At 50.9% G+C, this 19,149-nt stretch carries 21 protein-coding genes; 12 read left to right on the top strand and 9 right to left on the bottom strand.

The annotated features are described in order from the left end of the window. Positions 1-9: 9 nt before the first annotated feature. Entirely contained in the window at positions 10-4,836 is a 4,827-nt protein-coding gene (locus DPO_RS03045; RefSeq protein WP_006964214.1) for an alpha-2-macroglobulin family protein, read from the bottom strand. Between the two features lie 190 nt (positions 4,837-5,026). On the opposite strand from DPO_RS03045, the gene DPO_RS03040 reads away from it, so the two are divergent. The 9 genes from DPO_RS03040 (at position 5,027) to DPO_RS03000 (ending at position 13,342) form a co-directional block, all read left to right on the top strand. Beyond that, positions 5,027-5,662 carry a TetR/AcrR family transcriptional regulator gene (locus DPO_RS03040; protein WP_040011408.1) on the top strand — a complete coding sequence of 212 codons (636 nt, stop codon included), beginning with the start codon at positions 5,027-5,029 and terminating at the stop codon, positions 5,660-5,662. A 146-nt stretch (positions 5,663-5,808) separates the two neighbouring features. After that, positions 5,809-6,945 carry an Acg family FMN-binding oxidoreductase gene (locus tag DPO_RS03035; RefSeq protein ID WP_006964212.1) on the top strand — a complete coding sequence of 379 codons (1,137 nt, stop codon included), beginning with the start codon at positions 5,809-5,811 and terminating at the stop codon, positions 6,943-6,945. A gap of 317 nt (positions 6,946-7,262) precedes the next feature. Further along, positions 7,263-7,634 (top strand): cytochrome c3 family protein, encoded by a 372-nt coding sequence (locus tag DPO_RS03030; protein ID WP_006964208.1) that lies wholly within the window; start codon positions 7,263-7,265, stop codon positions 7,632-7,634. Positions 7,635-7,733: 99 nt separating this feature from the next. Further along, positions 7,734-8,405 carry a methylenetetrahydrofolate reductase C-terminal domain-containing protein gene (locus DPO_RS03025; RefSeq protein WP_006964207.1) on the top strand — a complete coding sequence of 224 codons (672 nt, stop codon included), beginning with the start codon at positions 7,734-7,736 and terminating at the stop codon, positions 8,403-8,405. Between the two features lie 18 nt (positions 8,406-8,423). Next, complete coding sequence (locus DPO_RS03020; RefSeq protein WP_006964205.1) at positions 8,424-9,200, top strand: hypothetical protein; 777 nt, start codon at positions 8,424-8,426, stop codon at positions 9,198-9,200. Between the two features lie 24 nt (positions 9,201-9,224). Beyond that, positions 9,225-9,611 (top strand): (Fe-S)-binding protein, encoded by a 387-nt coding sequence (locus DPO_RS25975; RefSeq protein ID WP_006964202.1) that lies wholly within the window; start codon positions 9,225-9,227, stop codon positions 9,609-9,611. 27 nt (positions 9,612-9,638) lie between these two features. Continuing rightward, on the top strand, positions 9,639-10,577 hold the full coding sequence (locus tag DPO_RS03010) for a methylenetetrahydrofolate reductase (protein WP_006964201.1): 939 nt from the start codon (positions 9,639-9,641) through the stop codon (positions 10,575-10,577). A 100-nt stretch (positions 10,578-10,677) separates the two neighbouring features. Next, complete coding sequence (locus DPO_RS03005) at positions 10,678-11,829, top strand: two-component system sensor histidine kinase NtrB (protein ID WP_006964199.1); 1,152 nt, start codon at positions 10,678-10,680, stop codon at positions 11,827-11,829. Next, on the top strand, positions 11,819-13,342 hold the full coding sequence (locus DPO_RS03000; protein ID WP_006964197.1) for a hybrid sensor histidine kinase/response regulator: 1,524 nt from the start codon (positions 11,819-11,821) through the stop codon (positions 13,340-13,342). Before DPO_RS03005 ends, DPO_RS03000 begins: the two co-directional genes overlap by 11 nt. A 6-nt stretch (positions 13,343-13,348) precedes the next feature. Here the strand turns inward: DPO_RS03000 and DPO_RS02995 are convergent, their stop codons facing one another. The 5 genes from DPO_RS02995 to DPO_RS02980 all read right to left on the bottom strand — a co-directional run bounded on the left by DPO_RS02995 (position 13,349) and on the right by DPO_RS02980 (position 16,354). Beyond that, positions 13,349-13,732 (bottom strand): response regulator transcription factor, encoded by a 384-nt coding sequence (locus DPO_RS02995; RefSeq protein ID WP_006964195.1) that lies wholly within the window; start codon positions 13,730-13,732, stop codon positions 13,349-13,351. Between the two features lie 356 nt (positions 13,733-14,088). Further along, positions 14,089-15,375 (bottom strand): KH domain-containing protein, encoded by a 1,287-nt coding sequence (locus DPO_RS02990; RefSeq protein WP_006964193.1) that lies wholly within the window; start codon positions 15,373-15,375, stop codon positions 14,089-14,091. Positions 15,376-15,589: 214 nt separating this feature from the next. Continuing rightward, complete coding sequence (locus DPO_RS24385) at positions 15,590-15,736, bottom strand: helix-turn-helix transcriptional regulator (RefSeq protein ID WP_006964191.1); 147 nt, start codon at positions 15,734-15,736, stop codon at positions 15,590-15,592. 54 nt (positions 15,737-15,790) lie between these two features. Further along, positions 15,791-16,156, bottom strand: a complete 366-nt coding sequence (locus DPO_RS02985; RefSeq protein WP_006964189.1) for a type II toxin-antitoxin system VapC family toxin — start codon at positions 16,154-16,156, stop codon at positions 15,791-15,793. A 3-nt stretch (positions 16,157-16,159) separates the two neighbouring features. Then, entirely contained in the window at positions 16,160-16,354 is a 195-nt protein-coding gene (locus DPO_RS02980; protein WP_040011407.1) for a type II toxin-antitoxin system VapB family antitoxin, read from the bottom strand. A gap of 435 nt (positions 16,355-16,789) precedes the next feature. Here DPO_RS02980 and DPO_RS26410 point away from each other — a divergent pair, with 435 nt between their 5' ends. Continuing rightward, positions 16,790-16,921: a hypothetical protein gene (locus tag DPO_RS26410; RefSeq protein WP_006964184.1), complete on the top strand. Its 132-nt coding sequence runs from the start codon at positions 16,790-16,792 to the stop codon at positions 16,919-16,921. Here the strand turns inward: DPO_RS26410 and DPO_RS26675 are convergent. Both DPO_RS26675 and DPO_RS26670 read right to left on the bottom strand, forming a co-directional pair. Next, positions 16,912-17,064 (bottom strand): type II toxin-antitoxin system HicB family antitoxin, encoded by a 153-nt coding sequence (locus DPO_RS26675; protein WP_201765586.1) that lies wholly within the window; start codon positions 17,062-17,064, stop codon positions 16,912-16,914. The genes DPO_RS26410 and DPO_RS26675 overlap by 10 nt on opposite strands. A gap of 4 nt (positions 17,065-17,068) precedes the next feature. Next, a complete protein-coding gene (locus DPO_RS26670; RefSeq protein WP_083911984.1) occupies positions 17,069-17,218 on the bottom strand; it encodes a type II toxin-antitoxin system HicA family toxin in 150 nt (49 codons plus the stop codon). 16 nt (positions 17,219-17,234) lie between these two features. On the opposite strand from DPO_RS26670, the gene DPO_RS02975 reads away from it, so the two are divergent. Beyond that, positions 17,235-17,468, top strand: coding sequence for a ribbon-helix-helix domain-containing protein (locus DPO_RS02975; protein ID WP_006964182.1), 234 nt, complete (start codon positions 17,235-17,237; stop codon positions 17,466-17,468). Then, positions 17,465-17,776 carry a type II toxin-antitoxin system PemK/MazF family toxin gene (locus DPO_RS02970; protein ID WP_006964181.1) on the top strand — a complete coding sequence of 104 codons (312 nt, stop codon included), beginning with the start codon at positions 17,465-17,467 and terminating at the stop codon, positions 17,774-17,776. Before DPO_RS02975 ends, DPO_RS02970 begins: the two co-directional genes overlap by 4 nt. 226 nt (positions 17,777-18,002) lie before the next feature. Here the strand turns inward: DPO_RS02970 and DPO_RS02965 are convergent, their stop codons facing one another. Further along, positions 18,003-19,043, bottom strand: coding sequence for a Fic family protein (locus DPO_RS02965; protein ID WP_006964179.1), 1,041 nt, complete (start codon positions 19,041-19,043; stop codon positions 18,003-18,005). Positions 19,044-19,149 lie beyond the last annotated feature (106 nt).

The following is a 19,149-nucleotide window of genomic DNA, read 5'->3' as shown; positions in this document are numbered from 1 at the left end:
TGATAAGGGTCATGGGTTCTTGACCCGGATCAGGGGCGGGGTGTCTCCGATTCCCCGGATAAACGGTTTGTACATGTCCTCGGCCAGGGGCGGCGGTACCAGGAACTCTCCCGGTGTGACCACCCGGACGGGATAAAACATCCGCAGCGGGGTTTTCTCCGGGATGTTGACGGCCGCCACAAACCGGTCATCCCGGTATTCCGTGTGCCGGATGTCCAGTTGTTTGTGCCAGGCGGCAATGGGCTGCCCATCCACCCGGACATCGTCAATGACCATGCTGCCGGAAAGATGGGGATCTTCCAGCTCCAGGCAGGCGGGCAGGAGATCGACGAGCAGGCCGTCCGGCGCTCTTTTCTGTGCTTCAAACGACAGCTCGATGATCATCCGGTCACCGGATGCCAGCTGTGTTACATCAATAGGGTCTCCGCCCGGGGAAAGGTACCGCCGGGATATCCCTATGCCGCTGGTTTCTTTTTCAGGCATTTCATCGGGATATCCGGCCAGGGTCACACACAGATACAGGGGGTCTGTACCCGTGTTGGTGATGGTGAATCCCGTGGCGGACTCCCCGTTCAGGCTGACCATCCGGCCCGGGGTGTCCTGTTTCAGGGCCATCTGCCGGTCCCCTGCCGCAACGGCGGCCGACCAGGGTTTGCCGGGGTGGGTCAGCCGGATGCTGCCGGCCATGACCAGGGCGTTCTGTTCCTGGGTGCTGAGCCATTCCCGTTCATCCAGTTCCTCCTGAAGCAGCACCAGCAGTTGGGCGGTATTGTCCGCTTCCGGCAGAAACCGGGAGACCAGGAAATAGGATGCGGCCAGATCCCGGACCCGGCTGCCGTAGTCACCGCAAAATAGATGGGGATCCCGCTGAATCTCAGATGCCTTTGCAATGGCCGTGTCAATGATCTGCTTTCCCTGTACGGAATCTCCGGACAGACTGAGGGCCAGCCCGGCCTGGACCTGTCCGAGCAGGCCCGGCAGGTCATCCATTTCGTCCCGGTACAGGGCCCTGGCATCGCCCAGGCTCAGCTGCTGGACCCGTGCCAGGACAAACGCCGCATATGCCCGGGCCGCAGCCCTTTCGTGCCGGGCGGAGGAATACGGGGCCGGCCGAACGGCTGCCGGACGCCTGACATAGGTGGCCAGGCGTTCCAGGGCGTTTTCCAGGTTTCTGGGCGGCACGTCAAACCCGGCCTGGCCGGCATAAAGCAGGAAATCCGTGACATAGGCCGTCAGCCAGAAGCTTTCCGGGCTGTCGGCATCCCATAACCCGAACCCGCCGCTGGATTTCTGTTTTTCCAGCAGGCCCTGAATACCGGTCCTGATTTTTTTGTCTGTGTCGTCCGGCGATGACCGCCGGATGCCCAGCCGGGCAAAGTCGGACGCAGACAGCAGCACATGGGGAAACACGGCGCTGGTAATCTGTTCCAGGCATCCATACGGGTAGGCGTTCAGCCGGGCGACATGCCCGGCAATGTCGATGGGCGGGTCGGCGTTCAGGACCGCCTCGACACCGATGGTGCCGGGCATCAGGTGCGTCATCCCTTCCGGTTGGATGTCAAAAGTCTCCCCTGGGGACAGGACCGGCCGGAAGATCCGGGACACGGCCGGAAAGGCCGGCCGGGTGTCAATGAACCAGGACCGCTGGATTTGCCGGGTCACGCCATCCGTGGTTACCCCGTCCATGGTCAATAAGATATCTGTCCGGCCGGTCTCCTGTCCGGCCAGGACCGGGAAGAGGAGCGTTTCCTTCTGATTCGGCGCCAGTGAGAGCGGATAGGCGGTCTGTCCCGTCAGCTGAACCGGTCCGGTCAGGGCCATTTCCAGATTTAGCTCCTGATGGCGGTCCGTCAGGTTGTGGACATCCACGGCCAGGCTGCCCCTGTCTCCCATGGCCAGAAACCGGGGCATGGTGATCTGGGTCATGAGCGGGGAGGCCACGGTCAGCTCCCTGTCAGCGGACCCGAAATCCCGGTCCGTGTGGGCAACGGCCATGATCTGCAGGCGCCCGTTGAACTCCGGGACGTCCACGGAAAACACGGCATGGCCGGTGTCATCGATCGGGACGGCCTGTTTGCTGATGCTGACAATCCGGACATCCGTGGCTGGCTTGTCTCCGCCCCGGGCGAGCGCGGCCATGTCCCCGCCGAACCGGAGCCGGGCCCATTCCCCTTTGCCGGGCTCGATCAGGTCCTGGTACAGGTCGTGCAACTGGGGACTGTATTTCCGGCCCTGGAAGAAAAAGGCATGGGGGTCCGGGGTCTCAAACCGGGTCAGGTTCAGGATGCCCACATCCACGGCCGCAAGGGTGACCCAGGCCCTCTGCGGTGTGCGGCCGTCCGCATGGGATATACGGACGGAGACATCCATGGTCTGATCGGGTTCGATGGTATCGGGCGCATCGATGGCCACGGACAGTGTCCGGTCACTCCGGTCCAGCCGCAGCGGGACCAGGCCGATGGCGCGTTTCGGAAGGGTGTGGGTGTGCTGTTTTCCCTGGCGCACGATCACTGCGGACACATACAGATCATGCCGGTTCCATGACGGATCGATCTCAATGTCAAAGGTTTTTCCTTCCGCTGGCACGGTGACGGGCAGGGTGAAAAGATTGGTGTCGGATTCCACAAACAGATATCCGGAACCGGATTCCGGCGGGGTGACCGTGATTTTTGCCGTGTCTCCGGCACGGTAAAAAGGCTTGTCCAGGCGCAGATCGACTCTGTCCGGGCGGCTGGCAGGCTGTCCCGCAGACGGTCCCTCCGGCAGCCATCCGGCCTGGAAACTGGTGCCGGTGACAAGCCCGGTCTCCTGGTTGCGGATGTCAAGCCGGTATCCGCCCCATTCAACGGGGATGGAGACCTCGGCCGGGCCGGCCGTGTCCACATCTATGGTGAACCGGTCAATGGGGTAGAACTGGCTGGTATGGTGCCACTGCCACCGGTCATTCCGGTATTCCCAGTAATATTCCCGGTGTTCCTTGATGACCACGGCCTCGAGTCCGTCAACTTCCATTTTCCCGCCGTCTTTGTTCACGGCAATGATCTCAAACCGGGCCGTGCTGTTGCCGGGCACCTGGCCGTTTTCCGAAAGCAGACGGATCCCCACCAGGGTATCTGCCGGCCAGATCTGCCATGATTTTGTCCGGACCACGGGTCTTCCCCCGGAATCATACAGGCTGGTATCGGCCGTCAGCCGCAGCGGAATCTCACTGTCTTCCCATTCATTGTCAATGGTCAGAAGGGCTTTCCCGTCGTCATCCAGGATGACGGGGCCGGTTTGAAAGGACCGGGAAAAGGTATCGGCGGCATCCCCGAATTCATATCCCGGCCATTTTTCCGGGAACAGTTCCCTGGCCGGGTTGAGACGGACGGCCGCATCGGCTTTGCAGCCGGCAGCCGGCGCGCCATACAGGTAATCCCCTGTCAACGCAATGGAGACGGGTGCGTTCCTGTCAAGGATGTCGCCCTGTCCCTCCGGGTTTTCAACGGCCAGTTTCATTCTTTCCGGCAGGAAATCAGACACAATGAACCCGTATTCCTTCAGGTCCGTTCCGGCCTGCCTGAACGCGATCCGCCACCGGCCCGTCAGGGCATCGGAGGGCAGGGTGTAGTCATACTGATAATGGTTCAGGTCCCGGCCCTTCCAGGTGAATTCGTGCACGGTCCGGCCGTCGGGCTGGATGACACTGCCGGAAACGGGAATACGGGCCGTCATCTCTCCATCCTGGTTCCGTAAAAGACCGTTGAGCGTCAGGGTTTCGCCCGGGCGGTACAGGTCCCTGGGGCCGTAGACATACAGTTCCACCGGCCGGAAAGGTGCCACGGCCGTACGGAACTCGCTCAGATCCAGGGCCGGCACGTTCATGGGCATGATACTGACGCTGTCACCGGACCGGGCGATGACATGGGCCAGGCTGTCAAATGCGCCGGCCTGAACGGCCAGGCCGTCGGCATCCGTTTCCGTTTCAAACAGGATGTTGCCGTCGGCATCATATCCGGCAATGGCGACGTGTGCCAGGGGCTTCGCCGTTTCCAGGCTCTGGGACTGGAACTGCACCCGGTTCTGGTAGCGCCGGGCGTGAAGTCCGATATCGCTGATGGTGAACCAGGTGCAGCTCATGCTGTAGTCATAGTGCCCGGCCCCCCGGAGCACGGCAAAATAAACCCCCGGGACGGACAGGGGCTCGATGGTGTTCACGGCCAGGTTGACTTCGGTCCGCAGGTCCTTTTTGATCCGGATATCCCATCGGCCCGTGTACACCAGGTCGGCATATTTTTTGAGCATGCCGCTGTAGTGGTAGTACATCTGTTCCGTGCCGGAAAAATCCCGGCGGAATTCATCGATAAAATCCGGCCTGATCCTGAAAAAATCGATGTCCGCCTGATCGATGTTCATGGAGATGACGGGCAGTCCCTGGTTCAGGCGGGAGGCCAGGATGAAGCCGTTGTCTGCAAAACTGATGGCCGGGGTGATCTCCCGGGTGGTCACTGAAAATTCCCTGGCCGTTTCCAGGCGCCTGCCGGATGCGGCGTTCAGTCCTTTCAGAATGACAACGGTATACTGGGTCGCGGGTTCAATATTGGTGAAATAAAGAATCTGGGGATCTTTTGAAATGATCCATGATCCCTCCAGGGCCGTGCCGTCTGAATCCAGCACGTTAAAATAGGTGTCCAGGCTCTGCCGGGTGTCCACGGGTTCGAAAAACGTGACGGCCAGAGCGTTGCTGCCGTCCACAGTCTGCTGGCCGGCAAACAGTGGCTCAAACGAATCGCCGGCCGAAGCTGGCGTGACTGACAGAAAGAAAACCATACCGAGAACAACCAATATTTTTTTCATGGGACACCTGCTTTAAAATTCATTTGAAAGGATGAACGATTGTCGTGTGTTCAACAGCCATAGGACCATTTTTTCGGGGTTTTGTCAAAATATACAATAAAATCAGGGTGAATATCTTTGCTGAACCCATCAGCCGGTTCATCTGAGAAAGGACTTGACATATGTCACCAGTCGGTGATATAGGGGATTCATGACACGGAAAAAACCTGTACAGACAAGAGACAAGGCCATGACCCGGCAGCGCCTGATTGCCGCCGTGGGAAGCCTTCTGGCACGGGAAGGGTTCAAGGGGATGGGCGTGAATGCCGTGGCCCGGGAAGCCGGCGTGGACAAGGTGCTGATATACCGGTATTTCGGGGGACTCCCCGGACTGATTGCCGCATTCGGGAAGGAAGGGGATTTCTGGCCCTCGACCCTGGAACTGGCCGGCGGGGACATCAAACGGTTTGCCGCGCTTTCGCCGGAAAAGCAGTTGAAGGTGTTTTCACACCAGTTTATCCAGGGTTTGAGAAAACGGCCCGTGACCATCCGGATCATGGCATGGGAGATGGTGGAAGCCAATGAACTGACAAGGGAGCTGGAATCGGTCCGGGAGCAGGGGATTCTGTCATTTTTTCAGATGTTTTTCAGTTTTGGCAAAAACGATCCGGATTTTCAGACCTGCATCATGCTGGTGGGCGCGGCCATCAGCTATCTGCTGATCCGAAGCGGCCACATCGATGTGTACGGGGGGATCGGCCTGGAAACGGATTCGGACTGGCAAAGAATTGAATCCGGGATTCACCGGATCATTCAGGGCCTGCTGGAAACGCAGAAAACCGGGTGACAGCAAAAAAGAAATTTTTTTGGCCTGATTTGTCACCATAAAGTGACAAATCAGGCAGACAGATTAGAAAGACAAAGAAAACAGAAAAAATTAAACGGACAAATTGAACAGACCCAAATGAACAGAAGGCAGGAAAGGAGAATAAAATGAACCGGCGGGAATTTATCAAACAGGGGGCGGCAGCAGGGTCCCTGCTGCTGGGGGGATCCATGCTCACCACAGGGTGCGCCAGGGACCTGAGAAATCAACTGGTGCAGCTGCCTGATCCGGTCCAGCTGACGGAGCCGCCTGCGGGGGGCCGGGCCCTGGACCCGGTGGGATATCAGATCCTGTTTTATGCATCGCTTTCACCCAGCGGTCATAACAGCCAGCCCTGGACCGTGAAGGTGGAGGGGCCTGACCACTGGGTGGTAGGCGTGGATTCGGAACGGTGCCTGCCGGTGGTGGATCCGGACAACCGGGAAGTGATGCTTTCTTTAGGGGCATTTGCGGAAAACCTGGTGCAGGCCGCCGCCGCCCTGGGGAAAAAGGCGCACATCCAGGTGACGGGGACATCTCCCCATGACCGGGAGATTTTTCAGGTGGCCCTGTCGTCCCAGTCTGTGCAGAAAAGCGATTTAAAGGCCCTTGTCAGCCGGCGGACCGTGAAAAACGGACTGACATCCCGGGAGATCAAACCGGCGGATGTCACAGCGTTTGAATCGGCTGCAGGAGAAGGATTTTATTATTTTCCGGCCTCATCCTCCCATGCCCGTTTCATGGCTGAGGCTGCCGTGGAAAATTTCAGGCGCCAGTGTGACAATGATGCGGCCATGGCAGAACTGGCGGCCTGGACAAGGCTTTCGGACAAAGACGCCCGGTCCCACCGGGACGGGCTGACCACGGACGGCATGGAGATTACGGGGCTTTCCGGATGGGTGGTCCGGCATTTGATGGATGTTTCGGATGTTACAAAGGAAAGCTGGCGGAAAAAAGCCGTTGAAAAAACCGCCGTCCAGGCCCTTGAAGGAGGGGGATGGATGGTGATCTCAAGCCCGGACAACTCGGTCCCGTCACTGATTGACGCCGGCCGGCGGTTCCAGCGCATGGCGCTTCTGGCCCGGAGCCGGGGGATCGGCATCCACCCCATGACCCAGACCCTGGAAGAGGCCCATGGAAAGCAGCAGATCCGGGAAAATCACGATGCCGGCATGATCCCGCAGTTTATGCTCCGGGTCGGGTATGTCCATCCCTACCCGGAGCCGGTGAGCCTGCGGCGGCCCGTGGAATGGTTTCTGGTGTGACAGGCGGCTGGGACCCGGATCAGTAATAGCGGCGATTACCGCAGGATCATTTTCCGCGGTTTTCGCCCGGATAACCTGATATTCTGGATTCATTCACGCGTTTCTTTCAGCGAAATATCAAGTTCAGAATAATTCATTCTTTTGAGGCGCAACCCCGCCATTTTGAACGTCATCCCCCTCTCTTAGATGTCAGTTATACCAAGCCGACATGCTGGAAATATCGGGCCGTGGATTTGAGCGGCTCGAACGTCTTGCATTAAGGCGCGAAAAAGAATATTATCACAGTTTTTTATAATACTGAATAAAGATGAAGGTCTATGAAAAAAATTGTCCTTGCACTTGCCTGTGTTTTTTTTGTGTCGGGAGTGTATGCTTATGATGCCGTAATTGAGTTTAGCGGAGGGAAAAATCGTGGCCCTGTGTTATTTGACCATGAGTATCATATGTTTGACTTTGACTGTCTGGATTGCCATCATGTGATGGAAAATGGAGAAAATGTTCTGGATGAAGCGGATCTTGTAGAGGGCAACCCGGATATTTTGTGTGCCTCGTGTCATGATTCCCAGTCTGAAATCGACACGACACAGGCCTTTCATTATCAGTGCATGGGGTGCCATAATAATTACAGCCTGACTTCTGAACCAACCGGACCGACCCTTTGCGGAGAATGTCATATTCTTGAAAAATAGTTGAGCGCCTTGTGATTGTTTATTTAACAGTGCAATGATCTTAAAGGAACTGATCCCGACATCAGGATCAGATGATATTATAAAACATGGAGGCAGGAAGTGGTCAAAGCAGAAAGAAAGCCCGTTCAGGAAATTTTTGATGCCATTAACGGGTATGGAAAAGTGTTAAATGTAGGATGCGGCGGATGCGTTTCAGTTTGCCTTGTGGGGGGGCAGAAAGAAGTGAATGCATTAAACGCAGAGCTGAAGGTTCATTTGGAAAAAGCGGGCATCCGGAAGCGGATTGACGGGTATACGGTTGAGCGCCAGTGTAATGAATCCTTTTTAAAAGAGCTGGACAGCAAAGCGCCTGAATATGACTGTCTTGTTTCCATGGCCTGCGGCGCCGGTGTGCAGCACATGGCCCAACGGTTTTCAAAGATACCTGTCCATCCCGTTGTCAATACGGTTTCTATCGGGATTGACAAGGATCTGGGCATGTACGAAGAAAGATGCCGTGCCTGCGGTCATTGCGTTCTGGGGTATACGGGCGGAATCTGCCCTGTGACCAGATGCGCCAAAGGGCTTTTCAACGGCCCCTGCGGCGGGACCAATGGCGACAATTGTGAAATCAGTAATGAAATCCCCTGTGCGTGGCTTGATATCTACAAACGGCTGAAAAACCAGGATCGTCTGGGTGATATTTTAAAAGTCCGCCCCCACATGGAATGGCAGAACCAGTCCCCCCGTACGATTATCCAGGAACCCTATGAGAGAAGGTATCTCGCTTAGGATAGAGGGAATATAATTATGGCATTATCAACGGTGTTGTCCTGGACATTTCTGTATGATTTCATAAGAGGCCCCATGGTGTGGATCTCTTTTGTCATCTTTTTCTGTGGTGTGGTTTTTCAGGTGCTGCGGTTTATGTCTTTGCTCAAAGAACAGCCGATAGAAAAGCTTGAACCCGGACCGGGGAAGTTTATCAATAGACCGGCGGCCAGTCATTTGGCGGTGGACCGGGGTAAGAAGCGCTGGTTTCAAAAAGGCGGGTTTACAAAGGGTCCGGAGAAAAAAGGCCCTGATAAAAAAGACTGGATCGTGTGGTTCAAGGTTTCCATTGCAGGTGTCAATCCGTTCATGACGGTTGTTACAACCATTTTTCATGTCCTGCTTATCGGTGTGCCTGTATTTTTGCTGGCTCACAATATATTGCTGGACAATGCCTTTGGGATCAGCATGGTTTCTTTGCCTGAAAATGTGTCGGATTTTTTAACCGGGATCGTTATTCTCTGTATCTTGATTTTTTTATTCCGAAGGCTTTTTCTTGAAAGGGTAAGAATTATTACAGGCTTTGAGGATTATTTGCTGCTCGGCCTTGCCGCAGCCCCCTTTGTCACGGGTTATCTGGCATATCACCAGGTGTTTTCCAATTATAAGATATTGATTTCTTTGCATATTTTATCCGGTGAATTCATGCTGATGGCGATACCGTTCACAAAATTGATTCATATGATTTACATGATTATTGTCCGTTTCAATGTGGCGGGCGAGTATAGTTTCGGAAATGCCACCAAAAACTGGTAATTTTGCAGGGACCGGAGAACCAGGATGTTCAGAAAAAAAAATACCGCAGGTGTCAACAGTGATGAAATACGGGCGATATTGGACGAAAAAAAGGCAAAAATGAAATTGTCTTTAAAGGCGTGTGCCCATTGCTCTCTTTGTGCGGAAAGCTGCTTTTTGTTTATGGGACATAACAAAGACCCGAAATACATGCCGTCCTATAAGTTTTTAAATTCAGTGGGTGTTTTATACAAAAAAAAAGGGAATGTCGACAAACAGGATCTGGGTGAGATGAGGGATCTTGTATGGGAACGGTGTGTGCTTTGTACCAGATGTTATTGTCCCATTGGTATAGACATCCCTGATATGCTGGCGCTGGCAAGAAGGATATGCCGCAGCCAGGGCGTTTATCCGCAGTATGATAGAGAATAAAAGAACGTGCAAAAAGGATTCAATAACATGGAAAACAACGATATGAAGTCAGCAGGTAATTTTGAGAAGATATTGCGGGCCGGACATTTTGCTTTCACAGGTGAGCTCGGGCCGCCCCGGGGGGCAAATGTTGATATCATCAAAAAAAAAGCAGCCCCGCTCAAGGGGATGGTGGATGCGGTCAACATTACAGACAACCAGAGAGCCATGGTTCGAATGTCCAGCTGGGCCACGGCGTTAGTTGTTATGAATGAAGGGATTGAACCCGTCTACCAGATGGTATGCCGGGATAGAAACCGTCTGGCCATGCAGTCGGATGTGACCGGTGCATATGCGCTGGGGCTCAGGAATATGTTATGTATTTCAGGGGATCATCAGCAGTTTGGAGATCATCCCAATGCCAAAGGGGTCTTTGATATTGATTCCATGCAGCTGATCGCAATGATCAAAAAAATGAGGGATGAAGGCAAGTTTTTAGGGGGGGCGGATATTGATACGCCGCCTAAAATGTTCATTGGTGCCGCCGCCAATCCATTTGCGGAACCCTTTGAATGGCGCATTCACCGTCTGGCCAAAAAAATGGCGGCCGGTGCTGATTTTGTCCAGACCCAGTGTGTATACAATATGAAAAAAATGAGGGAATGGATCAAACAGGCCAATGACATGGGATTGTCGGAAAAAGTGTATATCCTTGCCGGCGTGACACCCATGAAAAACATTGCCATGGCCAAATATATGAAAGCCAAGGTACCGGGTATGGAGGTCCCCGATGAAATTATCAGGCGCCTCCAGGGAGTTAAGAGAAATCAGGTCGCTGATGAGGGAATCAAGATCGCCTGTGAGCAGATAGAAGAGTTTAAAGAGACCAAAGGTGTGGCAGGCGTGCATTTAATGGCCATTGAGTGGGAGCATCGGGTTCCTGAAATTGCCGAAAGAGCAAACGTCCTCCCCCGGCCGAAGGTGTAACGGCCGTGAATTGACTTTTAAGTTGAATAATAGATTTCGTGAGAATATAATAAACACGGATTCCCTATCCATTCAATCATGGCTGAAGGATAAACAGCATATGCGGACAGAGTTGGAAAAGATGAAAAAAAAGCTTCAACAGTCCAATGCTTTTTTAAACAATTTGATTAAAAGTGCCGTGGATGGCATCATTGCCTCGGATATGACGGGTGAGATTCTGATTTTCAATGACGCGGCATGTGATATTTCAGGATATGCGGCGAATGAGGTGATCGGAAAACTCGATATCCGGAATATTTATCCCGATGACGTCGCAGCGAATATCATGAAACTGCTCAGAAGCGACGCGTATGGTGAAAAGGGAACCTTACGATCCTTCCGGACAAAGATTCAAAAAAAAACCGGAGAAAAAATACCCATAAGTATCAATGCCGCAATTGTATATGACGGCGACAAAGAGGTCGCCACACTGGGCTTTTTTCATGATTTAAGGGAAACCCTTGAAATTGAGGCGGAACTTGAGCGGACAAACACCCAGCTGCTCCAGGCGGAAAAAATGTCTTCCATTGGCGAACTGGCTGCAGGGGTGGCCCACCAGTTAAACAACCCGTTGGGCGGTATCACCCTTTTTTCCCAATTGGTTATGGAAGAGTACCCGCTGCCCGAAGGGGCCGTAAAAGGTCTTAAACGGATTCTTGACAATGCAAACCGATGCCGATCTATCGTCAATGAATTACTGACATTCGCAAGAAAGACAGACAATAAAATACACCCTCAGGATATCAAAGAGATATTGTCACAAACCCTTTCCCTGGTTGAAGACCAGACATTGTTTCAAAATATAAAGATTCACAGGGATTTTGATGAACCCATTCCCCTTGTGCCGGTTGACGTTCAAAAGATAAAACATGTGTTTATGAATATCATTTTAAATGCTGCCGATGCCATGGAAGGAAAAGGCGATTTGTCTTTATCCTGCTGGGTGTCACCGAAAAAAGACAAGGTGTTTGTTGAAATTGCAGACACAGGGCCTGGCATACCGGATGACATGCTTTTAAAGGTATTTGATCCGTTTTTCACCACCAAGGCACCGGGAAAAGGAACCGGGCTGGGATTGAGTCTGGCCTACCGGATTGTTCAGGACCATGGCGGAAATATTTATGCGGAGAGCACCGTGGGTTCAGGCACGGCATTTGTGATTGAATTGTTATTGTCACCACCGGATATGAAAGGACCGGGTCATGGCAGATAAGGAAAATATCCCCAAAATACTGGTAATTGATGATGAAAAAGATATCAGGGATGGGTGTGAATGGATTCTTTCCCGGATGGGGTATGAGGTGTTCTGTGCAGAAAATGGGCCGGACGGGTTACAGGTTCTTGAAAACGAAGATATTCATTTAGTCCTCTGTGATATTAAAATGCCCGGCATGGATGGATTTGACGTCCTGGCAAAGATCAAAGAACAGTTTCCATCTGTTCTGGTGATCATGATTACAGGCTTCAGCACCGTTGAAGCCGCCGTTGAAGCCATGAAAAAAGGCGCATATGATTTTATCTCAAAACCGTTTACACCGGACGGACTGAGAATCGTCATTAAAAGGGCATTTAAAACCCTGCGCCTGACGCTGGAGGCAAATGCCCTTAAACGGGAACAGCAGAAAAATCTGATTGATCTTGAAACAGAACAAAGCCGTATCCGTACGATTATTGAAACCCTGCCCCACGGCCTTTTGGTGACCAATACCCAGGGCCAGATTGTTTTGATGAACCCGGTGGCTCAAAAATGTCTCGACCAGGGCAAGGATAATTGTCTGGGTAAAAATATCGAGCGGTGCATTGAAGATAAAGGGTTGTGCGATTACATCATAAAAATTTCAAAAGGCCATTACAAAGCGGATAAGGATACTTCCCATGAATTTGTGTTACCGGATCAGCGGTATATCCTTGCCGAGGGCCGGCCGGTTTTAAACGAGGATGCCCAATGCATGGGGGCGGTGGTGACGCTTTCTGACATCACGGATTTGAAAATATTTGAACGGTTGAAACCCGAGTTTGTAGCCAAGGTGTCACATGAGCTTCGATCCCCTCTGTCTGTCATTCATGATCAGCTTGCCATGGTTATCAAGTCAAGTGATTCAGAAAAATCAGGTCAATCCGTTAAATCTGAAAACAACCAGTATCTGCTTGGCCGTGCCAGGGACAAAACCAGAAGCTTAATCTCTCTGATCGGTGATCTTCTTGATATCTCAAGGATTGAAGCCGGTAAAGAATGCCTGGACCCGGTCAAGGTGCATGTGGAAGACATTATCAAAAAAATCGTCGAATATCAGGAAGTCCAGGCCAAAAAGAAGAACCAGTCCATTGAGTTGAAACTGCCGGAGACTGAAACGCCCACACTGGTCTGCGACCCCTTATCGCTTGAAAGCATTTTTGGTAATCTGATCACAAATGCCATCAAATATACCCCGGAGGGGGGTAAGATATCCATAGAAATGGATATCAGAGACGAGAATGTCCGGGTAAAAGTAAAAGACAACGGGTTCGGCATTGAACAGAAACATCTGCCCAGGCTTTTTGAAAAATTCTACCGGGTGAAAGATGACAACACCCGTTTCATCAATGGAACAGGCCTGGGGCTTACCATAGTCAAATCACTGGTCGACTCTTTGAAAGGCAGTATTCATGTGGAAAGTGAGCCCGGCCACGGCAGCCTGTTTACGGTAATTTTGCCCTGCAATGCCAAAACCGGAGAAACGGAATAAGTCACTTTACGCTAAAAGCGATCTGATGCTCTCCAGGATCTCCTCAAATGATGCCGGTTTGGACAGATAATCATCAGCTTCCACATCCAGGGCCTGGGAATGGGAATACTGTGATGAGCTGACGTGGTCTGACACCGCAGTGAGTAAAATGATGGGGATGTCTGCATACCGGTCATCGTTTTTAAGCTCGGAACATACTGCAAAGCCATCTTTTTCCGGCATCATGATATCCAGTACAATGATATCCGGCGGGCTCTGCTTTACTTTTTGAATCGCTTCGACCCCATTGTAGGCAACTTCAACGGCATATCCCTCACTGTGAAGGTCTTGTTTAAGCATTGTCACAAAATCCGGTTCGTCATCAACGATTAAAACTGTTTGCTTGCCCATAATTTACCCCCTTTTTGCGATTATCCCTTAACAGATATTTTCATTAATACCATGCTGAAAATAATTTGTCGATATTGTCTGAAAATCGAGATCATATCGCGATTGGAGATTTAACCAGAACTGGGGAGACTGTCATTGGAAAGGAGGTCTGACCGAGGACGAAGGGTATAATTGGCATAAAGTCATGGATATTTGACACAAATATTGTAACAAAGTCAATGATAAAGTTTTCAATACTTGTAAAGTGGTCAGGTGTTTTAATGTGGTTCGTCCATAGCATTCTCCATCAATGACCACCGCTTCTTCGCAGTGCTATCTGCCAAGGACAGAACCATGTATAGTCCTTGATTTCATTATTATATCGCCGTCCATCCCGGAACAATACTGGCAAATTCCTGCTGAAAAGCCGGACGTCTGAGATTATCATTTTTGACTTTGGCTGCCAGCTTTTCCCATCTGCTTTCATCATTCATCACGTTGACCAGCATATGGCGAACTTTTGCCATTACTTCAGCCTTTCTTGTATATTCTTCTCTTTTGTGATTGGAAGAAAGATTACCCAGACCGGAAATATACCATTTAAGAATTTTTTCAGGGTACTGTTTTTCAAGTTTTTCTGCGATGCTTACATGCGGATCGCTGACAAAATTGTATTGTGGATAACTGCATTTTGACAAAAGATTCACAACACTGTCGTATTCTTTTCGATCCATATGGATTTTCATCTGCTCGGTTTTTCCGGTATCTTTCATTTTTTTCAGGAGTCTGGGTTCATACTCTTTCCATTCTTCCGCTGTACACGCGATTTTGAATTTTTTGTATTTATCAAGGGTTAAACGATCTGTCGCCTGATCAAACTGAAGTTCGTTCCAGGTCGTCCGGTCACCCGCCTCCTGGGCCCGTTCGGCCAAAAATGCCCGCAATTCATCCATCCGCCCTGTTGCCTTCTTAAGTCCTTTTTGGGCGATCTGAATCGATTTTTCCTTCTCTCCTGTTTCCCAGTAAAACTCAGCCAGATCATGGTAATCAGCGCCAACTTCCATATACTTCAACCGAAGCTCAAGGTATTTATCACGGTCCCCGATCTGCCGATAAATGTTGCGGGCATTGCGGGTTTGCCACTCATCATGCATCGCTTCCAGGCTTTCGGCAAGGTAACGCAATTCAGCAGCGGAATAACAGGCAGCATAAGCAAGCTCATCCAGTGCATCCACCGCCCCTGAATTTCCGCTTTTAATAAACGGTATAACAGAGTCGAGTATTTCACGTCGATACGTTTCATCGACCTTTTTTGAAGTCAGGCGCTTTGTAATTTCATACAGCAACTCCCACACCTGGTCTTCCACCCCATAAGGTCCGCCGCCATAAGCATCCAGATCCTCAAGATCGGGCAGCAGTTCAGCCCATATGGACAGGATGGCCTCCCCTTCCGACTGGCGTTTAAGCATCTTGGAAACAGCTGTATTTTTCTTTAAATAATCAAAGCACTTTCGACGTATCTCAGGATCATTTTCTGCTAGATTAAGTATCAGCTCTGAAAGGGCCTCTGCCGGTGCTGCTGTAATCAGTTTGGCCAGTGCCGTATCTTTTTTTGTTTTATTCTTTGCCATATCCGCCTTACCTTTTATCATTTCAGACATCATGATCCGTATTTCCACCGCAGATGGCGGGGTATAAATAATTTCCTGATTTGAATTTTTACCAGAACTTAATTTTCAGATAAAGCAATTTTTGCAAGATTATCCGCTGCGACGGATAATTTGGAAAAGCGGCACACATTTCAGCTTTTCACCAACCCCGGCGGCCTGTCCACCAAAAAATCTGCGGTCATCTCGAGATCGTATCGAGATTGGAGATTTAACCAGAACTGGGGGGACATACCGAAAAAACGTCCCACCGGAGAGCAGTATCTGCGGTAATTGATCTTTTACCATGCACAATTTCATTTATTCGCCCTGGAGGCACACTTATGTCTTTTGCCAAACGATACTGGCTGATTCCCATGGGCTTTAAAAATTCTTCAATAAGAATTTCGCCAGGATGTATAGGTGGAAGTTGTTAGCTCCCCGGGTACGCGACACCGAGCTCTATAGCTGCGTCATTGAGACGTCGATCATAAGTCCAAAGGAAAACATTGCCTATAATGGCAGAAGCTAACAAATGAATATCCACATATCCAAGGCCCCGCCCCATTAGTGAATTATTTTCGATAAATTCTAAAATTTCTGTAGCTTCAACAAGGGGTGCCGGGGGAAGTGCCTGGAGAAGCATCAAGATTTCTGCTCGATTGCCCAGGTTACCACAGGCCAACTCTCCAATTATAAATGGATGGCAGGCAACAAAGCCGATATTTAATTGAGAAATCAGTTCAGCATCAGATTCTCTGAAATGTTTGATCCAGACATTTGTGTCGGCAAGAATCATTTTTTATGACTCCGATCTTCGACGTCTCGGCATCCGGATTTTTTTTTCGCTTCCCCCGAGCGCAGCTAAACGCTTACTGCTCTCCAGGCTGATCAAGGCTTCAAGCCCCTTACGAACAAGAGATGTTTTTTCTTTTATTCCAGTTAGTTTAGATGCTCTCTCAACAAGGTCATCATCGATATTTAATGTGGTTCTCATTTTTTTAACCTTTCTTGTTATATGCATCAACAATACATATTGGTATGCATTTTTTAGATGGAAAATGCAAGGATTTTTGAGGAGAGCTAACGTGGCCGGCCACTTTCCGAGCCAGGGCTCAAGTCTTCGGACAAGTCGGGACCAAGGCAGAGTCAGGGGCAGAGTCAAAACAAGTCGCAGGGCAAGTCGCAGGGCAAGTCGCAGGGCAAGTCAGAAGCCTGCTGATGGCCATAAAAGGTGAGCAGAGTAAGAAGTAACTGATGGCTGAAATACCGTCTCACAGATAAAGGACGCGCCATGTTGCGGCAGAAAGGCAGTCATGAATAAACAGACGGCCCAGCTGCTGGAACAGCACTTCGACACCGCCTTTGCCGCACCCGACGGCATCGCCAAACAGACAGAAATGTTGAATGCCGTTATGGCAAGGGTGGGTGGATGATGAATTCTGTTTATCGACCGCCATACATCCTCACTCCGGCGATTGTGAATCTGGTTGCCGGGATCAGCGAAACCATCGGCCGCTACACCGTGCTGGCCGAACAGAACCCGACCCAGCGCTATCGGTGACCGGGAGAGGCCGGCGCTGGTTCGACCATGGAAAAATCAGACAACTTAAGAACCAGTACACTGGAAAAGCAGCCCGGTAAATCAGGAAACGTCACCCCATAATCTGAATTTTCATCTTTGTGGATAACCACCGGGTATTTCATAGTTTCACCTCCATTGCCAACCCGCCTGCCGGTAAAGACTTCGAAGTGTTCCGACAGGGAGATCCTTCTTTGGATGGGGAACAGTCACTTTGCCAGGGTCAACCTGGACTTGACATACGCAATCGTGTGGATTAATATAGCTATTATTATCCATGCTATGGAGGTGCGCCATGAGAACAATCCAGATGACCCTTGATGACGATCTTGTCCAGGTAGTTGACCGTATTTCAAAACAGCTTGGCACAACCCGGTCGGCGTTCACGCGAAAGGCACTTCGTGAGGCTCTGTCTCGCTATAATGTTGAGCAGCTGGAGCAAAAGCACCGGCAAGGCTATGCGAAGCAACCGGTTGCGGCGGACGAGTTTTCTGTGTGGGAAGAAGAGCATGCCTGGGGGGATGAATGAAACGGGGTGAAATTCGCTGGTACAAGTTTGTAAATCCTGATAAAAAAAGACCGGTGCTTATCCTTACACGAAATTCCGTACTGGAATATCTTGGTGAAGTCACCGTGGCACCTGTGACAAGTACAATCCGTGATATACCGTCCGAAGTGTTTCTTTCGGCTGCTGACGGCATGCCCCGTAATTGCGCTGTCAATTGTGACCATTTGCAGACGGTTTCCCGAGGGAAAATCGGCGCTCTGATTACCGCCCTTCCTCCGGCCAAAATGGTTGATGTCGGACGGGCTATAAAATTTTCACTCGGATTTTAAAGAGTCAGTGGCACAACGGAGCAACAGCTGGCCATTGAGAACAACACGCTTTCTGTTAAACAGCTCACCGATTAATTCGGTCCTGGGAGATGCTTAGGTCGTGCCTTTAGCCCGTCTGGGCAGGTTATGGGATTTTCAGTGCGGCCCCGCCGTCAGCATGATTTTGTTGATGTCGCAAGTTATGGCATGAGTCTGTCACAAGTTTTTGTCACAAGATGCCGCAAGTTCATGCCTTCAACCGATAGACCAGCTGATTTGTGGCGCCTTCACTGGCGATCAGTTCTTTTTCAATCATTGTTTTGAGATCCCGCTGTAAGGTGCGCCGATTTACCTCCGGACACAGTGCTTCATAATTCTGGATCGTCAGCCTCTCATGTTGAAGCAGGTATTCAATGGCTTTGGCCTGCCTTTCGTTCAGAAGGTGTTTCTGTGTCAGCACATCCCGGCGAATGACCTGTTCGCCGCGCTCTTTGACCTCAATCATCTGGGTTTCCAGGCCCGTGATATAATAATCCAGCCATCCCGTCATATCCATGTCGTTTTCACGAACGCTTTGGATTTTTTTATAAAAAGTCGGTCTGTTACGGTCATAATATTCACTGATGGTGAACAGCCGTTTGAAATCATACCCGGCCCTGTACAGACAGAGGGTTGACAACAACCTTGATACCCGGCCATTCCCGTCAAGAAAGGGATGAATATGGACCAGCTGGAACTGGGCAATCCCGCTGATTAAAACGGGGTGAACCTCAAGATCCGAATTCAGCCATGTGACCATTTCAGACATCATGATTGGTACTTCCACGGCAGATGGGGGCGTATAAATAACCTCGCCCGTGGATGAATTGGCCACATAATTTTGAATCCGCCGATAGTTTCCCGGATCAGCTTTGCCGCCTCGAACTCCCTCCACCAGTTTTCGATGAATTTCCCGTATCATTGCTTCCGTAATGGGATCTCCGCTGTCCAGGCATTCGGATACAAATTCAAACGCAGACCTGTAGTTCAATAACTCCATGGTATCATCCGGATCGGCTCCGGGGACCGTTTCACCTCTCCACAATCGTTCCGCCTGATCCAGCGTCAGCCTTGTCCCTTCGATATGGGTGGTATGATGGGCCTCTTTGATCAGGGCCTGGTTTCCCATATCCCTGACCCAGTCGTCGGATAACCTGGCGGCCTCCAGAAACCCCCGCGCACGCTCAATCCGGGTGATGGCGGATGTCATGCGGTTGGTGATAGTGAATATCGGGTTGAATCCTGTCATGGATTACTCTCCCCAGAATTGCCTGAACAATCCATCAAGGGCGTTGAGGTCTTTGTTTTTAAATTTTCGATTTCCATATTTGATTTACTATGACCAGAGTCTGCGT

Origin of the sequence: Desulfotignum phosphitoxidans DSM 13687 (assembly GCF_000350545.1) — a bacterium.
In the GTDB taxonomy this organism is placed as follows: Bacteria; Desulfobacterota; Desulfobacteria; order Desulfobacterales; family Desulfobacteraceae; genus Desulfotignum; species Desulfotignum phosphitoxidans.
This window is presented reverse-complemented; position numbering and strand designations above follow the sequence as displayed.